19 protein-coding genes and 1 pseudogene are annotated in these 16,842 nt (G+C 43.3%); 4 read left to right on the forward strand and 16 right to left on the reverse strand.

Translation table 11 applies throughout. The annotated features are described in order from the left end of the window. Positions 1-5 precede the first annotated feature (5 nt). From NNJ73_RS04350 to NNJ73_RS04375, 6 genes are read right to left on the reverse strand one after another with little or no spacing between them, the layout of a single operon-like run. Positions 6-3,149 (reverse strand): DUF4815 domain-containing protein, encoded by a 3,144-nt coding sequence (locus NNJ73_RS04350; protein ID WP_254492876.1) that lies wholly within the window; start codon positions 3,147-3,149, stop codon positions 6-8. 1 nt (position 3,150) lies between these two features. Beyond that, entirely contained in the window at positions 3,151-4,257 is a 1,107-nt protein-coding gene (locus NNJ73_RS04355; protein ID WP_254492877.1) for a phage tail protein, read from the reverse strand. After that, complete coding sequence (locus tag NNJ73_RS04360) at positions 4,257-5,084, reverse strand: baseplate J/gp47 family protein (RefSeq protein ID WP_254492878.1); 828 nt, start codon at positions 5,082-5,084, stop codon at positions 4,257-4,259. Before NNJ73_RS04360 ends, NNJ73_RS04355 begins: the two co-directional genes overlap by 1 nt. Beyond that, a complete protein-coding gene (locus tag NNJ73_RS04365) occupies positions 5,081-5,422 on the reverse strand; it encodes a GPW/gp25 family protein (protein WP_254492879.1) in 342 nt (113 codons plus the stop codon). The genes NNJ73_RS04360 and NNJ73_RS04365 overlap by 4 nt, the downstream gene beginning before the upstream one ends. Beyond that, on the reverse strand, positions 5,419-6,084 hold the full coding sequence (locus NNJ73_RS04370; RefSeq protein ID WP_254492880.1) for a phage baseplate assembly protein V: 666 nt from the start codon (positions 6,082-6,084) through the stop codon (positions 5,419-5,421). The genes NNJ73_RS04365 and NNJ73_RS04370 overlap by 4 nt, the downstream gene beginning before the upstream one ends. Further along, complete coding sequence (locus NNJ73_RS04375) at positions 6,065-6,607, reverse strand: hypothetical protein (RefSeq protein ID WP_254492881.1); 543 nt, start codon at positions 6,605-6,607, stop codon at positions 6,065-6,067. The genes NNJ73_RS04370 and NNJ73_RS04375 overlap by 20 nt, the downstream gene beginning before the upstream one ends. 47 nt (positions 6,608-6,654) lie before the next feature. On the opposite strand from NNJ73_RS04375, the gene NNJ73_RS04380 reads away from it, so the two are divergent. Genes NNJ73_RS04380 through NNJ73_RS04390 form a run of 3 tightly spaced genes read left to right on the forward strand, consistent with a single transcriptional unit; the run spans position 6,655 to position 7,423 of the window. Next, positions 6,655-6,927, forward strand: a complete 273-nt coding sequence (locus NNJ73_RS04380; protein WP_208442414.1) for a toxin HicA — start codon at positions 6,655-6,657, stop codon at positions 6,925-6,927. Further along, on the forward strand, positions 6,917-7,234 hold the full coding sequence (locus tag NNJ73_RS04385) for a type II toxin-antitoxin system HicB family antitoxin (protein WP_254492882.1): 318 nt from the start codon (positions 6,917-6,919) through the stop codon (positions 7,232-7,234). The genes NNJ73_RS04380 and NNJ73_RS04385 overlap by 11 nt, the downstream gene beginning before the upstream one ends. Before the next feature lie 42 nt (positions 7,235-7,276). Further along, the gene (locus tag NNJ73_RS04390; RefSeq protein ID WP_254492883.1) at positions 7,277-7,423 is read left to right on the forward strand and encodes a CopG family antitoxin; all 147 of its coding nucleotides are present in this window, start codon (positions 7,277-7,279) and stop codon (positions 7,421-7,423) included. Positions 7,424-7,466: 43 nt separating this feature from the next. On the opposite strand, the gene NNJ73_RS04395 is transcribed toward NNJ73_RS04390, so the two are convergent. Both NNJ73_RS04395 and NNJ73_RS04400 read right to left on the reverse strand, forming a co-directional pair. Beyond that, a complete protein-coding gene (locus NNJ73_RS04395) occupies positions 7,467-7,745 on the reverse strand; it encodes a hypothetical protein (protein WP_254492884.1) in 279 nt (92 codons plus the stop codon). Further along, positions 7,742-8,482 carry an antA/AntB antirepressor family protein gene (locus tag NNJ73_RS04400; protein ID WP_254492885.1) on the reverse strand — a complete coding sequence of 247 codons (741 nt, stop codon included), beginning with the start codon at positions 8,480-8,482 and terminating at the stop codon, positions 7,742-7,744. Before NNJ73_RS04400 ends, NNJ73_RS04395 begins: the two co-directional genes overlap by 4 nt. 381 nt (positions 8,483-8,863) lie before the next feature. Between NNJ73_RS04400 and NNJ73_RS04405 the strand changes: the two genes are divergently transcribed. Beyond that, positions 8,864-9,949 carry a hypothetical protein gene (locus NNJ73_RS04405; protein WP_254492886.1) on the forward strand — a complete coding sequence of 362 codons (1,086 nt, stop codon included), beginning with the start codon at positions 8,864-8,866 and terminating at the stop codon, positions 9,947-9,949. Positions 9,950-9,977: 28 nt separating this feature from the next. Here the strand turns inward: NNJ73_RS04405 and NNJ73_RS04410 are convergent, their stop codons facing one another. The 8 genes and pseudogenes from NNJ73_RS04410 to NNJ73_RS04445 form a co-directional block, all read right to left on the reverse strand. Next, positions 9,978-10,319 carry a hypothetical protein gene (locus tag NNJ73_RS04410; RefSeq protein WP_254492887.1) on the reverse strand — a complete coding sequence of 114 codons (342 nt, stop codon included), beginning with the start codon at positions 10,317-10,319 and terminating at the stop codon, positions 9,978-9,980. 1 nt (position 10,320) lies between these two features. Then, the gene (locus NNJ73_RS04415; protein ID WP_254492888.1) at positions 10,321-11,397 is read right to left on the reverse strand and encodes a major capsid protein; all 1,077 of its coding nucleotides are present in this window, start codon (positions 11,395-11,397) and stop codon (positions 10,321-10,323) included. A gap of 12 nt (positions 11,398-11,409) precedes the next feature. Next, entirely contained in the window at positions 11,410-11,781 is a 372-nt protein-coding gene (locus NNJ73_RS04420; protein WP_254492889.1) for a head decoration protein, read from the reverse strand. Further along, complete coding sequence (locus tag NNJ73_RS04425) at positions 11,778-12,149, reverse strand: hypothetical protein (protein ID WP_254493214.1); 372 nt, start codon at positions 12,147-12,149, stop codon at positions 11,778-11,780. The genes NNJ73_RS04420 and NNJ73_RS04425 overlap by 4 nt, the downstream gene beginning before the upstream one ends. Continuing rightward, positions 12,041-13,099, reverse strand: coding sequence for a S49 family peptidase (locus NNJ73_RS04430; RefSeq protein ID WP_254492890.1), 1,059 nt, complete (start codon positions 13,097-13,099; stop codon positions 12,041-12,043). Before NNJ73_RS04430 ends, NNJ73_RS04425 begins: the two co-directional genes overlap by 109 nt. Continuing rightward, a pseudogene (locus NNJ73_RS04435) lies at positions 13,089-14,649 on the reverse strand (phage portal protein). The gene NNJ73_RS04430 and the pseudogene NNJ73_RS04435 overlap by 11 nt, the downstream one beginning before the upstream one ends. Further along, positions 14,649-14,897: a phage head-tail joining protein gene (locus NNJ73_RS04440; RefSeq protein ID WP_254492891.1), complete on the reverse strand. Its 249-nt coding sequence runs from the start codon at positions 14,895-14,897 to the stop codon at positions 14,649-14,651. Before NNJ73_RS04440 ends, NNJ73_RS04435 begins: the two are co-directional and overlap by 1 nt. A gap of 3 nt (positions 14,898-14,900) precedes the next feature. Beyond that, positions 14,901-16,829, reverse strand: a complete 1,929-nt coding sequence (locus tag NNJ73_RS04445) for a phage terminase large subunit family protein (RefSeq protein ID WP_254492892.1) — start codon at positions 16,827-16,829, stop codon at positions 14,901-14,903. Between the last annotated feature and the right edge of the window lie 13 nt (positions 16,830-16,842).

Genomic DNA, 16,842 nt, shown 5'->3' on the forward strand with positions numbered 1-16,842 from the left:
TCCCATTATATGATACCGGCGCCAAAATCACACACCATGGACCGTGCCGCAGGTCCACCGGTAAGGGTAAGTTTAAGGCGCGCTTGTTTGGCAGTTTTGTCGCTGCTAACAAATTTACGCTCTGTCCAAAGAGGCTCCGATAACTGTTCTGTCTCGTCGAGTTTCAAAGGCGTAAAAGCACCATCATCCAGTTGCATCTCGAGGGTGAATGAAGAACCACCCGGCAAGAAGGTTTTGATATAGCTGGTCAATCTTGCCTTTTCCCCAAAGGCAAAAGCCCGTGTGACATAGGTTGCTTGCCTGTGAATCTTTCCTGCAATCAATTGCACAGGGGCAAATAAGACGGGCGAGAGCTTCTCTGTGCCTTTAAGAATGGCGCGAAGCTTGACTTTTTCACTGATATATTCGGTCAGACTAAGCAATTGAAAGGGCAGCAGTTGATAAACTGTACCGTTGTTTCTTTCAATTTCAAAGATGACAGAACAATCGCTTGAAGGCAATTCAATGGCTGCACGGATTTGCAAATCAGAGCAATCCACAAGATCAAAGCTGCCTAAATCCACCGTTTTTTCTGTTTGCCTATAGCGGGCGGCCAACACCCGAAAGGCTAATGCCTCATCTTGGTGCGCTGTCCAGCTCTGCGCATTAACAGAGGAAAAGCGCGGTCCCGTCACATAAGGGTGGCTTGAAACATATCTTTGGTGCTCTTTATCAAAATCCCCAAGTTTGGCAAGTGAAACAGAATGATCCCCATCATCAGTTTTAAGCACAAAGGCGGTCAGACGATCATCGGGCACTAACAAAGGAACAGCGTAGCGTGCGCTCGCCCAGCCGGTTTTAGCGCCCTTCATGGAATAGGAGGTTTGGGCTTGAATATCGGCGGTAGGATAGCCGTTTTCGGTGGTCACCAAATCAATGACGAGATCATGGGCTTGATTGCCAATTTTACAAAGATGGAAATCAATCCCAGTGATTTGCCGTGTTTCATCGGGGGTAAAGACTTGCGCTTGCGGGTCAAATTTTGTCCAGATTTTTACCGTGGTGGTACGTCGCATCACTTTTACATCAATCACCCCTTGACCGGTAAAAAGCCCCGTTGCTGTTGTTCCACCTTTCCCTTGTGCCACAACATTTTTTGTCCCAGCGGGAATGTTTGGAGGAATCTTGAAACTCCCTTCAAGGGTGCCTTTGCTATCGGCACTAAGGCGGCTTGTTGGCAAGACATTCACACCATCAAAGGTAAGACTGTCCAAGATTTCGCCACTGCCAAAGCCTTCAATCTTAAAGTTCAACTTAATTTGTCTTAAAAAGTCGATTTGCTCCCTCGTTGTATTCACCAAATCATCACTGATTTCTGTCTTAACGATGCTTCTCCCACGGTTCCAGCCCATATTGAGTTGATTGGTCACACCAGAGAGCCAATCGGTGCGTTGTTCATGCCAAAAGTCTGTCGCGGGGGTAAGGGTGACGGTTCCAGGGAGAGGCGCAAAATTTTGATAAGGATTGATCTTTTCACAAGCGGTTGTCAATTCTTGCGCAATGATCACTTCATTGGTCCAGTCAAGGGTGACAGGGGTGTTCAAGGGGGCAGTATAAAAAGTTGGGTCAATGGCAAGCTGTAAAATACCGTTTCCCACAGCCCCTGTTTGTTCAAAACCTTCGTCTCTATAACTGTCATCGAGAAAAGGGTCTGCAAACATGCCTTTTTTGGCAACAGGCTCTTTGGAATCCACATTGCTTTTAATGCGCTCTAATTGCATGAGGCGGTCAAGGGAGAGCACCCGTTGAAAATAACGCCACATCTCATCATAGGGGGCAACACGTGTGCCATCATTTTTCACACGCGGTACATCAATCCAGTTATTGGTAATGGTGGCAAGGGAGAGCACATCTTCAGGAACGCTTGGCGCCATAGGTTGGTCTGTCGAAACACCTTTGATATAGACAACATCACCTCCTGTATTCAGTCCAATACGGTCAATGCGGGGGAGTTTATAAGAGTAATTCACAATAATATCACCTCCCTCAGCACCTCCTGAGACAGTGATTTCTTGTGCTGTGACTTTATCAGCCTTCACATTTGCACGGTATCGATAGGTTACTTTATAGCTACTGCCAGGGAGAGGTTCGTCGCCAACGGGAGCCCAATCAATGGTGTCTCCGGTTTTTTTAAAATCCTTGCCTTCTTTAAATTCTTTGTTCCCTTGCACAATTTTAAGAAAAGCAGTGATACTTTTATCGGGAACGCCGTCACGCCCAGATGTAATAGCCCCGCGGGTCACATAAACGGTTTTTTCTTTCGTCAATAAAATGGAATGAACAGCCGCAATGGGGGTGTAATAAGTTTTAAAAGTAAAGCTTGTTTTGCCTTTTGGGGGCGCGAAAATATGGGTTTCACTAGGAACCACGCTTGTCGAAAAGTCCTCTTGTTCTTCATGGCGCAAAGCGGCTAAGCGCTTGCGTTTAAAGCCATTGATATTGGCTTCTCCCTCTTGGATACTGAACACTTGCTTTTGTGCCTCTTGTCCCAAAGCTGTGACACGGCAACCATTCACGATATAATGTCCATGGGCGCGGTCATACGTCGCAATAGCTTGCATGGCTGGTTCAAGTAGTGAGGGTGATTTTTGATCAATGAGAACACCATCTTGCAAAATATAAACCGGAAAAAATGTGCCTTGCTGCCCATCATCTTTGAGAGCCCAAACAAGTTTTGCCACCTCACGGGCGGCACCTCCCTCTCCTTCTGCTAAAGACCCTGGAACTTGTCCTAAGAGCTGTGGATCATCTTCATATGTCATCCAGCTTTTTTGAAGCTTCACACCGATTTCCATCCGTCCAACCATGGAAACATTCTCTAAGACGGCATTTGAGACAGGAAAAATATCGCCGGCGATATAAATCTTGCCCTCTGTTAAAGTGACGGTTTGCTTATCTTTATTGACAAAGGCGTCCGCCCGTTCAACACGGTCTCCTTCTTGTGCCACAAGGCGCCCCAAACGGTTATGGCGCCCCCTTATGATGGTTTGCATTTCATTGAGTTCAGCTGATTGCAGAAAAGGGCGCTGTCCATAAAACACAACGCTTTGTTGTTCATCTTTGCCAACGGATCTGTCAATTGCAAAAGGCAAGCCACTTTCATGCTTCATATTAAAACCTCAATAAAATCTTGAATTGTTCGCGAACATCTGCGCGCAAAGGAATATCGACGGGTGTTTTGAGAATCTCCACACCGCTTGTTAATTCATCATTTCCTAGCCAAAGTTTACCAGGAGGTGTCTGCTCTGCTGGCGTGCCATGAACGAGGAGGGAAATGGAGGCGGCTTGTTTGTCTTCAACATCCCGAAAATCGGTGCGCGCTGCAAGAAACAGCATGGTGCCAGTTTTCGAGGGCTTAAATCTGTTGCCACAATGGCTGTAAACATCCTCTAAAGCTTGTTCAACAGGCGCTACAGTATAGCAGCGGCGATAGCCAATCAGAGCATTGTCTGGATCTCTTAAAGCAAGATAAAGGGAACGGTTTTGGAACCACTCTGCCATCAATATATCGCGTTCGTGTTTTTTAACCGAACACCACGGAAAATTTGCCAAATCCCAGGGATAATCAAGTTTCTCCCAACTTAACTCCTCATCGAAATCATCAATCCAGTTACCAATCAATGTGCCTTCTTCTTTTGTGAGAACGTGATTGATTTCTGTTGTGCGTCCAAAGGAAAACAGTGTGCCAAGAGCTGTTACGGGGATGCCACTCTCAAAATCCAGCATGCACTCATCAAGCCTTGACATATTAGCTTCCATAGCCCCCACATCATAACCAATGACACCGCGGCGAAAATCAGAACGCAAACTTTTGGAAAGGTCGACAATCGCTTCAATCGCCTCAAGATTACCTCGTTCAGGCAATTGGTCAAATTCAAGTTGGAAGGAATTCCACCATGCACGCTCTGTCCACGCGGGTGTAAAGTGTACTGAGAGTCCAAGCCATTGAAGACCCCTATCGACGGCGGCTACAGAGCCACGTATCCGCTGCCATTGGAGACCTTGGTCAAGAAGATCATAGAGGTTTGGAACATAAGGGGTAAGTTCACCAAGCCCATATTCTTCAATCAACCATGGCAAGAAACGGGGAGGGCGTGTGATGAGTTTAGAGCGTGAAATCCCCAAAACAGAACCATCAACATCTTGATGAAAATCGCAAACATCAGCAAGACACCTTTCAAATTCCGTTGCATTTGTTGGGAGTAAAGCACCACCCATTAGCGCGCCCGCCCTTTAAAGTTTAAGGTAACCTTGCCAATGGATAATACTTCCTCATCACAAACGGCATTATCTGTTGTAGGTTCAACGGCAATGACTTTTTGCACACCAGAGATCATCAGTTTGGAAATCCACCACGAGAGGCTTAATTCACGCCCAAGGGCTTGTTCTTGTTTCCAAGCGGTACGTAAATGTGCCTCCATTTGGGTTAAAACGGTCAGTGCCGTTTCTGGTAACAGCCAAACATCTGCTGTTAAGTCCACAACTTTTGCAACAGCCGCATGCACAAGAATGGTGTCATTGGTCATGATGACATTTTTATCGTGAAGGGCTTGTGAGACTTTATCTAACAGGTCTTGGCTTGCTGTTTCTTCTTCTTCATTGTTGCCAAAAAGTGCAACATGAATGGTTGGGTTTTTCCCCTTCCGGTAAATAATGGCATCTTTTACGCGGTTATCTGCGGATAAAGCAATAAATTTGTAATAAGGCTCTGTTCCACTGCCTTTGCCACTGCGGGTGTGAAGTCTTATGCGTTCACGGTATCTGTCATCACTCTCGCCGTCCATGCGTTGAACACCATGCCAATCGCCTAAAGCATCAAGAGCCTCCTCTTTTGCAAAATCAAGAATATTATTGCGTGCTGCCTCATTAATGCGTTGTCTTAAAAGCAGTTCTCGATAGCTAAAAGCCTCAATGATTTTTAAAGCGGGATCACTTTCTAAAAAGATATAGCTGGGCAAAAGTTCTTTTAAATGTTCAATATTTGCCGCGCGGATTTCTTCAAAGGAAAGCTCTGAGATGATTTCGGGATTGGCAAGGCTTTTCATTGTATCAGCACTCCTTCCATGGTAATGGGTTTGCCGGATGGCAAATAGATGCCTGCAAAGGATAAGGATACTTTTCCATCATCACACATTTTACAGTCAATCTTTTGGAGCTTAAAACGGGGTTCCCACTTGTCTAACGCTTCAGCAACGGCGGCATAAAGGGCAACGGTAAGCGCATTATTCACTGGTGCATCAATGAGTTCCGCAATGCGTGAACCGTAATCACGCCGCATCACCCGCGTGCCAATCCGTGTTGTTAAAATATCAAGAATTGATTGGCGCAAATGATCAATACCGGAGAGGGGCTTTCCTGTTGTGCGGTCCATTCCACTGTTCATTTTGGACCTCCTGTCATGGCGCCACCAGGAGAAACACCCCCATGAACATGGGTTGCTCCTACATTGGTGCCATTATGCTTTAAGTCACTAGAATGAAGAGCAATGCCATCATCACAATGGAGTGAAATTCCCCTGCCTGCTTTCAGAGCAATGGCTTTTTCTGCGTTTAAATTCAGATCACCTTGTGCGGTAATTTTGATGCCTTCTGGTGCTTGCAGCTCTAATTTCTTGCCATCTCCTTTTATCGACACACCATCAGAAATCGTGAGATTAAACTTTCCTCCTGATGTGAGATTAAGGGTATAGCTATTTTGTTTATCATCATATTCAACGGTAGTGCCATCCGGATAAAGTGTCTTATGGATATTGCCTTTATCGGCGGCTTGGTTTGCATCCGTGTGGAGTGAACCAACAATTATCCCTTGTGATAAATCGCCTGATGAAGAGACGACAACGACTTGCTCTCCAACATCACGTCCTTCATAAGAACAGGTTTTACCGGCGCGGGCTTGTGTATCTGGAATCCAATCACTGATCAGATGACCACTCTTTACCCGATAGCGTGCATTTTTATGGTCGACATGGCTAATTTTCCCAACCACCACCATATTGGCCACGCGTCTTTTTAAATCGGTAATCTCTTTATCGCGCCGCTCTAACATGGGAGTCCTCAATTTTTGCGTATTTGTCTTCATTTCCCACACCGGTTTCGGGTTTAAAACCGACAAGAGGTTCAACAATTCCTGTGGTTGCATTTCCTTCATGAGGGGAGGGGATATTAGTCACATAAGTGACTTCAAAGGTTAAAATGGCACCATGGAGCGCTAGCGCCCCGTTATCGCCAAAGGCAAAAGCAATATTTTGCAAGCGGCACGTCTCAACAGTATTGTTAAGATTGGGATTGGCATGGAAAATCTTCTCAACTTGCCAAGCTAATTGATCAACACAGCCAGCTCCGTTTTCTTGTGTGCTATAACATTCAACATCCACTGTTAAGACGCGCCGCCTTAAGCCAAAATCATGTCCATCCTCAATGGTTTCGTTTTGCGTTGAGATATTAATGGCCGGCATTGTTTCAATAAATAAGTTGAAGTCACGCATATTAAAAACATTATCGCCAGCAGCTGTCTTTGCTGCTTTGATCAATCCAACAAATGTTTCTCTTATCGTTTCGCGCGGATGCATAAAGGCTCCTGTGGAGTAGGCATATAAATGATTGACTAGTATTAATAATAATACTATTATTGGTTATGAGTAATAAAGTTGAAAAAATAATCAGCTTGATGAAAGCATCACCAAAAAACATCAAGTTCTCAGATTTGTTGGCTGTGTGTATCTATTTCTTTGGGGAACCAAGGAACAATGGTTCAAGTCATTTTGTTTTTAAAACCCCATGGGTAGGAGATCCTCGTGTCAATATTCAGAAAGGTTCTGGAAATAAGGCAAAAGTCTATCAAGTTAAGCAGGTTTTACAAGCAATAGAAAGGATAAAACATGAACAATAATCATTATACCTATCGTGTTTTTTGGTCACCAGAAGATGAGGAATATGTTGGTTTGTGTGCAGAATTTCCATCCCTTTCATGGTTAGATGCTCAAGCAGAGAAAGCTTTAAAAGGTATTATGGACCTCGTTTCCGAAGTTGTTGAGGATATGCTCCATAATGGAGAACAAGTCCCGATACCTTTGTCATATGGCAAATATAGTGGTAAGTTTCAATTAAGAATACCACCAGAACTTCACAGACAACTTGCAATTCAAGCAGCGGAAAATGGGGTAAGCTTAAACAGATACATTTCTTCTAAACTTTGAAACTTTTAAAGGTTTATATGTGCCAAAAGAAGATTGATTTTTATGAAAACCTCTCAATTAAAACAAATGCCCGTTTTTAAGACGGATGAAGAAGCAGAGAACTTTGTTGATACTGCCGATCTTACAGATTATGACTTAACGGGTTTTAAGTCTGTTCACTTCGAATTCTTACCTAAAGAAGCCTCTTAACCACCTCCCCACCTTTGAAGTGGGGAAGGGGAATGTTTTTACCTTAAGCAACCTTTTTAATGGGGTTCTCAAAATTGGGTTCATAAGCGCGCAATAAAGAATCCATGCTATGCGGTAACTCTGAATCTCCAAAATCTGTAAGAACTGTTAAGATTTTAAGTGTACTTGGCATCTCATTTTGAAGCTTTAAAATCAAAGCTTTTTCTATGACACTCATAGTATCCACCAGAGCTGTACAATCTTTGTCGCTCACATTTTCATCATTAGAAAATTGAGACAATGCTATCCATAAATCGCATAAAAAGTTAGTATCGATCTTCATTGTACACCTCCATGGATCTGCTCTCTTAAACATGCTAATCCTCTGGAGGTAATTTTTGTCGAAGGCAGTATCTTTTCTGTACCATCTGGTCTTTGAATGGTAATCGCAGGGCAATCCATAAAACCTTTCTTGATTTTATCTTGATAAGGCAACAAAGGCGCTCCTGGAGAACGTCGATAGACCCAATCATGTTTGCGCAAATAATCGGTCAAATCCTTTGGTCGTACCTCAAGTATCTTTGCAGCTTCAATAAGACCAAACAGCCCATCAGAACGCTTTAAACTTTCCAAAGCCTCTGCTTTTGGCTTGAGTGTACTCACCTCATTTCTTAAATCTTCTAATTGATTGATACTCTCTAAAAGGAGTTGTTTAATCGTAAGCGGATTTGCCAAAGCATTGGCAAGATTTATTTGGGGTGTTGTTACTTTTTTCAAAAGCTTTTCACATTTGATAAAATATTGACGCGCTTCATGTCCTTTATCATTACGCTCGATCATGGAAAGGTGTTTTGCCATGTCTAAGGTAATATGGTACTCTTTTACCTTTCCACCGTTTTCTAAATTTTTAGAAAGCGTTATAAAGTTTATATTTTCCAAAAACTTACATTCTTTAATGCGATTTTTAATCCAATTATTAAAGCGGGCTTTTATCTCTAAAAATGCGTGCAATTCGCGTGCGTTAACAGTTTGAACAGTTTCTTGTCCGATCACTTGTTCCGATATTTTAATGAGAGCCATTGTGAACTCCTTGTGGGTTAGATGTTTGTTAATGACACTCTAAAAAGAGTGCCGGGTGCTAACAAACACGGCCACAAGCCCGTCGTTACACTTTCCCCATAAGGGTATTGTATAGTGTAACTACATCCGACAAAATTGTTATATGCCATAAGCATACAATGAGTCAAAGTCTTTAATTTGCGGAGAAAAGATTGTTTCGGCAACCAATAAGCTAGTTGTTTGTAAGTGTTTCTTAGACAGATGATTCAATAATAGACACATTGGTATCATCTTATTAAGAGGTGTCTTAAATTTTTTAAAAATATGATGAAAGCGTCTTTATTTTGTTTGCCGACTCACATTAAATCCATTCGCTTTTTATTTATAGCGGAGGGGAGAATAATGCTCGACATACTTGATGTAATTGCAATGATCGTATGTTCGTTGTTGTTATCGGTGATGGTTGTCGGACTTGTTTTAGTGTGTATCAAAAAATGGCGCAAAAACGGATTAAGAACTCTTGGCATTGGGGTTTTATTATTTCTCGGCTCTGCAGTATTAGGTGCGGTTTTTTTTCATAAAATCGAATCAGATCAAGTTGCATACAATAATGAATTTTTTTCCTCTTCCTCGACTTTATTAATAAATATTGCTACTCAAAATGAAAGCGTGACACGGGCACTACTTGAGAATACTGATAAGCAAAGTATCTATGTTCAAGATAAAAAGTCAGACGAAAATAATGGTCTAGGTTTTTGGAGATGGTTTTGGTTAATTTTCTTCGCGTTTATTGCATTATCTATTTTTGTTCATTGGCGAGATAAACGTAAAAAACGTTTTAAAGAAAAAGTTTCAGAGCAGGCTTTAATACCTCCTCCCCATATCCATCCCTCTTCTGATTTATCAGTTGTTAATAGAATGTCGCCGGTACTTGAAAAAAAACGGTTAGAAAAGAGGGTACAGATCTTTCTCCTTTGTGCTCTATTGATTGGGAGCATTGTCGTAATAATAAGTATCACACTATGGTTATTAGTGCCAATACTTATCGTTTTAGCTTTGATTATCCCTGTCTATATTGCAAGTAAAAAGGAAAAACGCTTTGAAGAAGAAGTGGCTTTGTGGCAATCAGATATTCCTCCTTCTAATTTTGAGGAAGCATGTGAAATGTTTCAAACACTTGACGCAAGTGAATATGGTTACCGTTTAGCACGCAATGAAAAGCTGTTGGGAGTTCAAGAACGCGTTACCTTCAATATTGGCGAAAATGCTTCACTTTTAGGACGTCTTTTAGTAACAAATCAAGCTATTGTATTTGAAAGCCCTGAAGATAATGAAAGAACTACTTGGGCAAGAATTGCATCAGTATCTATAACATATCAAGGATGTCACATCAGTCATCGTACTGGCGCACCATGGGATTACAGATTTAAGGCTATTCCAAATCCAAGGTTTGCAGCAGTGGTTAGAGTTCTTGGGCAAGCTTATTGATTTTAAAGGTATACCATATAAATCTCCCTTACTTTATCTCCCGCAGAATAAGCTTATACATACCGGATTCAGAGGCTTGTACCTCTGTGACCACGAAGTGGTCTTGAGAAGTATCTTTAGGAGAAATGACCACAACACTATCTTGAGGCTTTGGGGGGAAGCCGCCGATATCATGGATACAGACATCAAGTTCTTTTCTAGGTACTGTTGTGGGAATTCTCCCACCAGCGTCCGATTCTGAATGTTTAATGCCGTAAATCGCTGTAATCCGAAACGATTGTTGATTGTCTTTTCGCGTGTAGATGACGGGTTGCCCAAAGGTATTGCGTACATCTTTAATCATTTTGTTGAGCAACCCGTACCATTGCATGTTATTTTCCTCCACTGACCGCTTTAAAGAGCATTTCAGGGCGTGTGCAGATGTAAAGCGGATAGCTATAGACCTCTGGTTTTACCCATGCATTACGGTCGTGATCAACGATCAGCATGGTGTAGAGAGGTCTTCCAACGGTATTGGCAAAATCCAAGCTTTCTCCCGGTGCAAAGGTTTTTTGGAAAACCCCAGGCGCATTAGCAGGAAAGAATTGGCATTCATCAGGTTTAATGCCTATGGCGCGTTTTGTCCCAGCTTTTGCACTCACATTATAGTTATGAATACTCCGGTAATTAATGAACGTAACACCCGCAAAGTCAAAACTACCAAAGCTTCCAGAACCAATGGCACTTGGTGTTGCAACACCTCCAGCACTATTGAGTGTTTGTGCAAGCGCTGTATTGAGATAGGTTTCACGAATTGTCTTATGGTTTTTCAATTTGGAAAAGAATTCATTTCCACAAAGCCCAATAATCCGTGAACGATCAGAAAATGCCCCCTTTGAAGCCTCAATCATTCTCATGATGACTTGATCAACATGGTCGGCAACATTTGTTGTCTCAACATTCAGTTTAAAATCAATTGGCTTTGGGGGTGTAATTTCCCATTCCTTGTACCAATCAACAATAACAGAGCCATCGGCATCAAGCACAACACCTTGAACAGCGCCAAGCTGCATGTTTTCCCATGTCAATTCGATTTCAGAAATCAGTTTCTTTTGTTTTCTAGCAATATATTTCATTGCTGTCTCGAGTTGATCTTCTGTACCAAATTCACGCCGGTTCTGGATTTCTTCAGATTTCACCGTATCACTTTTGGCAATCCGTGTTGTTTTGAAAAACCTTAGATTACGCCCCTCTCTATCTCCTTCAATCAAAGGGGCGCCCCGTTCACTGGTTTGAATCAAGGACAATGTATTGTCACGTCTTTCAATGCCAACCACTGTGGTGCTTGTTTCCACTTCTTCAAAAAGATCAAGAGAACTAATCAGACCAGGTTGAAACTCATAGTTTTCAATCGCTTTCATCATGGTGGTTGCGGAGAAAGCGTCGTGTTTAAAAAAGTTCATATCCATGTGCGCATTCTCCTATCGCAACAGTATTTTGTTATTGTCTTCTAAGGACTGAATGGCAGCACTTTTCTGTTCATCGGTGATGGCATCTGGCCAGAGCAGTTCAGAAGCCTTTACGGTACTCAAGCGCGCTGTAATGACTGCGCGTTGATCTGCCTCTGTTACATCAACAGTGGCATAAGAAATCCCTGCCGGCGTTTGACTGCCATCTGATAGTGCTGGATTAAGGGGAACATATTTTCCTGTTGCTGTTACTTTTCCCATAACAGTGCCGGCTTCAACAAATGCCCCTGATGCAAAAACCACTTCTTCATTGGACATATCCGTATCATAGCGTCCAAGATAAGCGCCATTGCGAACATCTTCATAAAAAACTTGATTATTCATTTTATTGCCCTCCAAGCTGCTTCCCATTTTGTATGAATTTTTGCCTTGCTCGCCCCATCACTATGGGGCGCTGTGGTCGAGAGTTTTAAAGAGGAACTTTTCGAGACAGCAGCAGATAAGACGACATTTTTAGCCTTCTCAACATTCATGCCGCTTTGAATGGCTTTTGCGGCATCAAAGGAGACACCCAAACGCTTTGCTTGCTTTTCAAGGTTTGTAAGTGCCTGTGCGCGTCTTCTTTCCTTTTCAAGAGCCGCTTTTATGGTTTCTTGCTTATCTTCGTTGTCTTCCTCTTCTTCTTCATCATCATCGTCGAAGTCTTCGGCATCTTCGTCAATGTCGAGAGTGTCTTCTTCGTCTTCATGGATGACGTCGACAATCTTTTCATCATCGTCTTCTCTAGCGCGATAGTGTGTGCGTGCCATGTGTTTTTTCCTTCTTTTGTTACTGTTGGGGGTGAGTTAATGGAAGTTGTTAAGGCTTCCAAAGCTTGCGCAAGGGTCCCCTGCGCATCTGCTAAGCCAAGCGTGATGGCTCGGGCACCTATAAAAGTTTCTGCTTTTGTGTCGCGGATTGCAGCCGCATTCAGAGGTCTGTTTTGCGCAACCAAATCCACAAACATCTCGTAGAGCAGGGCGCAATCTGCTTGTATTTTTATCTGTGCTGTATCGGCGAGTGGTTCGTGAGAATTTCCATGAACTTTGTGATCTCCTTCAAAGATAAAAGTCCATTTAAGCCCCTGTTTTTCATCTGCACGGGACTGGTCAAGGTGCGCACAAACAACCCCAATGGAGCCCACAACACTCGTGCGTGCAATCCAGATTTGAGAAGCAGAACAAGCAATGGCATAAGCTGCCGAACAAGCAACTTCATTGGCATGCGCCCAAATGGGTTTGTTATATTTTTTTGAGAGTGCTTGAAACTCTTCCACAAGATCAAACACACCGCCGGCTTCTCCACCGCTACTGTCAATATCCAGCAATATCGCGCGAACATCAGGCTGCTCAATGGCTTCACGAAAAGAAGCTCTCAAACCTTCATAAGAGGTTAGACCCGATAAAGCCCCAAGCCATGCACCACGGCGTACAAGTGTGCCGTGAACCGGTATGATGGCAATATTGTTTTGCACCACGTAAGTTTCTGGTGGTTTTAAACGAGCACCATCTTTTTCTAACAATGCTCTCACAGTAAACTTTTCTCCTGCAAAAAGCCGTGGTGCAAGAGCATTGAGAATAATATCAAGCTTTGTGGAGGCAAGCATGAGGGGAACACCAAAAAGCCGGGATGCCAAAAACGGCATATCAAGATTATTCGCCATTTGCATGTGCCTTACTGTCTTGGTTACTTTCATAAGTTTCAGAAGTCTCTGAATCTTCCGTATCAATCAGTTGATTGGCTGTTGAGGGCGCTAGCGCATTATCGGTATCAAAGGATAAACCCCGCGTGCGCGCATCTGTGCGTTCTTCTTCGAGTTCGGCATGAATGTTATCAATATCAAAGCCTCGTTCAGCCAACGCCATACGCCGTGTTTTCAAGCCAGCACGAATTTCTTCTTTTTCTGCCGAGATATCCTTGATGGGATCAATCATTTCAAGGGGTGGTGCAAAGCTTTCACATTGAAGCCATGGCAAGGAATTTTCTTCCCATCCTGGCAAATTCACGCATCTGCCAAGCACTGCCATTTCGACAAAACGTGCCCAAACAATGCGATTAAACTGAAAGGCAATGATATGTTCTCGCCATTGTTTGACATGGCGTCTAAACTGAATGATGGAGGTTCGCACATTGGAAAAATTCCCCCGTGTAACATCCCCTGTCACAACGGCATAAGGCATATTGAGAGCAGAACAAATTCTTGAAATATTGCGAAATTGAAAAGCCTCATAAGAACCTCCAACCTCAACAGGATTTGAGAATGTAACTTGTTTTTCGCCATCGACCACGTTAACCGTTCCAGGGTAAATTGGATGCTCTTCGGGGACCTCTTCAATCTTTTTTTGGGGGGGGTGTTTGTTCGCGATTTCCCTCTAATTCGGCATCATGAGATTCCTTCCCTGTAATAAACACTGCAAAAAGAGCCGCTGTTTTTTTTCGTTCAAGTTCTGCGTCGTCATAGGATTCGAGTTGAAAGATTTTTGTCATACAGCGCGTTATTTTGGGAGAACCACGCAATTGTCCGGCAATACGGCGCTCTTTGATATGAATGACCATTTCAGCAGGTACACGTATGCGTTCTTGACTCTCAAAGATTGTGCTTGCAGAACAATCATCATAGGGGTGATGTTTCCAAAAATGATAAGCAACACGCTTACCACTGGCATCGAATTCAATTCCCATACGAATGTAATTGCCTTCAATCTCAGCCGGTCCATTATAGGCAAGGTCCAACATTTCAGTAGGATAAACTTGCAACTGAAGAGGCACACCAGAGCGTCCATAAAGGTCAACATAATGCAATCTTACAAAGCATTCACCAGTTAAAAAGACCTCTCGTGCAATGGTTGCTTGCAGACCATAAAAGCTGGCATCTTCATCATAGTCTGCTTCATCAACCCATTGCCACCACAAGTCTAAAAGCTTTTTCTTTTCTTCTTGAAAGCCTTCAATGCGAGGATAAGGTTTAATCCCATCACTTACAGCCGCAGAGACCCATTCCTCCGTTGCAGAACCATAAAGAGATTCATTGTCATAAAGCCATCTTGAACGGGCAACAATGGTATCTCCGCATTCTTCAATGGCTTTATTGATATGTTTTTTTGCGGGGTCAAAACCACTCATACGGCGGCTTTTGCTTGCCGCTTCAAAATGGGGATTGTGTTGACGAGAAATTTTAAAAAAGCCCGTAATTTTATTGAACAAACCAGCCATTAATAGCCTCGTGATATGTTAAAATAGAACACGCGTGCACTTTTACGCCCTTCAAGGTCCGCTATTTGCCTATTCAGCATCTCAAGCGCTCTGCGAAGTTCCTCAACAGAGCGGTTGCTGACTTGCTTATCGCCATGGCGTACCGATTGTGCTCCTGAATAAAGAGCCTCTTCAATTTGCTCACGCCGCCTTTTTAAACTTTCCAGTCTCGAAAATTTGCTGTTCATTGGTTCTAAAGTTTCACTCACAAATTACCTCCAATCCCCTCGCATATAAGGATTCATCATTGTTCTGAATGGCTTCTTTTTAGGCTGTGCTGTCTGAGATCTTCTTGGAGAAGTGAATGAAGAAATCCCAGCTGTTGTCTGCTCTACAGAGCCTTCAACTTTAAGCTTTTCCAAACGTTCTTCTAAGATATCGACTTCTCGATTAAGGTTTATTCCTGCCGAAATCAGACCTTGTAAAGCCGCATAAGCGTAGACCCTACAGTCCAAGGCTTCATTCCTTGCCTTTTCACTTTTTTGCCATTCAATACGCTTAAAGCCTTTAAAATATTTGATTACTTTTCTTTCAGCGGTTAGTTGGTCAAAATATTCTCGATCAAGGCTTTTGTGAAAGTGTGTTGCACCAGCCCCCGTTGCTTCAGGACCCGATTTTTTAAAGCGCGCTGTAATGATATCTTTCGCCGCATCCACCCCAACAATATAAAGATTAATCTGTCCTTTGTTGTTTCTGCTTGGTCGGCGTGGCCATACCGCTCGCCAACCAGCTTGTCCCTTAATGCCCCAGATACGCCGCCCCTCACGCGGGCGTACATAATTATAAACAGCCTGTGTATGTCCACCACCGGTATCAATACAAGCCGCCGTTATCTTAATCCCCTCTTTATAGCCTGGATGTGGCCAGCGTTTTGCAAGATATTTATCCAATTGGTCCCATACTTCAAAAGAAGAGGGATCACCAGGGATAACTTGATAATCAATATGCCAGCTTTCTTCGCTGCGTCCCCATCCTACCACTTCAAGCTCTAAACGGTCATTTTGCACATCAATGCCTGCTGTCAACACGACAGCTTGTTCTGGTGCAAGGGGATACTCTTCGCGCTTTGCATAGAGACTGTCTGGATCAACAACTTCACCGGTTCTATCCTCCCATGGTTCTCCAAGCACTGTATTGACAAAAGGCTGTAGAAGGGCTGGATCATCTTTGGCATTTAAAAACTCTCTTGCACATTCCCCCCAAGTAAGCCAAGGGGAATAGAGTGCAGAAATATGATAAGAGCGCAAATTGGGTCTGCTTGACTCACTCGTTGGAACCCAACATGCGCCTCTTTCTTCACACATCAAATCCGTTTTTCGGTGTTCGGCATGCTCATGACCACAATGGGCACAAACAAAAACAGCTTTTTCAGGGGCACCTTTTGGCCATTTAATTTGTGACCAAACAATAGGTTGGAGTGTACCACATCTATCACAAGGGACATTGTAATATCGCTGGTCTCCTAGCACAAAATCCTTGGCAATACGGCTTGTGTCACGGTGTGTGGGCGTGGACAATTTAAAGATCTTTCGTTGTACAAAGGTTGATGTGCGCTTTTCCGCAATCATCACCGGATCCCCTTCGTTATCGACACTGAGAGGATAACCATCAACCTCATCCAAAATCAGATAACGAATAGGCATAGAGCGCAAACCAGCAGCACTATTGGCTCCTGTAAGCATCAACGCCCCCCCATCAAATTCTTTCGAAAACATCGTATTACCGCTGTCACGCGCACGAGCAGGGGCTATGCGTTCACTTAAAACGGGACTCGCCATAATCATGGGGTTAAGCCGCGTCTTTGAAAGTTTTTTGGCTGTCTCAACGGTGGGCATGACATAAAGGGCTGGTCCTGGACTATAATGAATAGCATAACCACAAAAGTTCAGTCCCGCCTCTGACATGCCAACTTGCGCCCCTTTCATGACAATGGTTGTTTCAATTGGCACGTACGAGGAAAGATTATCCATGATTTCGCGCAAATAGGGGGTGCGTTTTGTTCTCCACAATCCAGGTTCAGCACTTGCTACCGTGCTAAGGTATCTATTCTTATCCGCCCATTGAGAAACCGTATACGGTGGGTCCGGTTGTCTTGCATCATTGGCATTGGCGAAAAATTCTGTAACAGCATTCTCATCCATTATTCATTCTTTG

The organism is Bartonella sp. B1099 (assembly GCF_944801835.1).
GTDB lineage: Bacteria > Pseudomonadota > Alphaproteobacteria > Rhizobiales > Rhizobiaceae > Bartonella.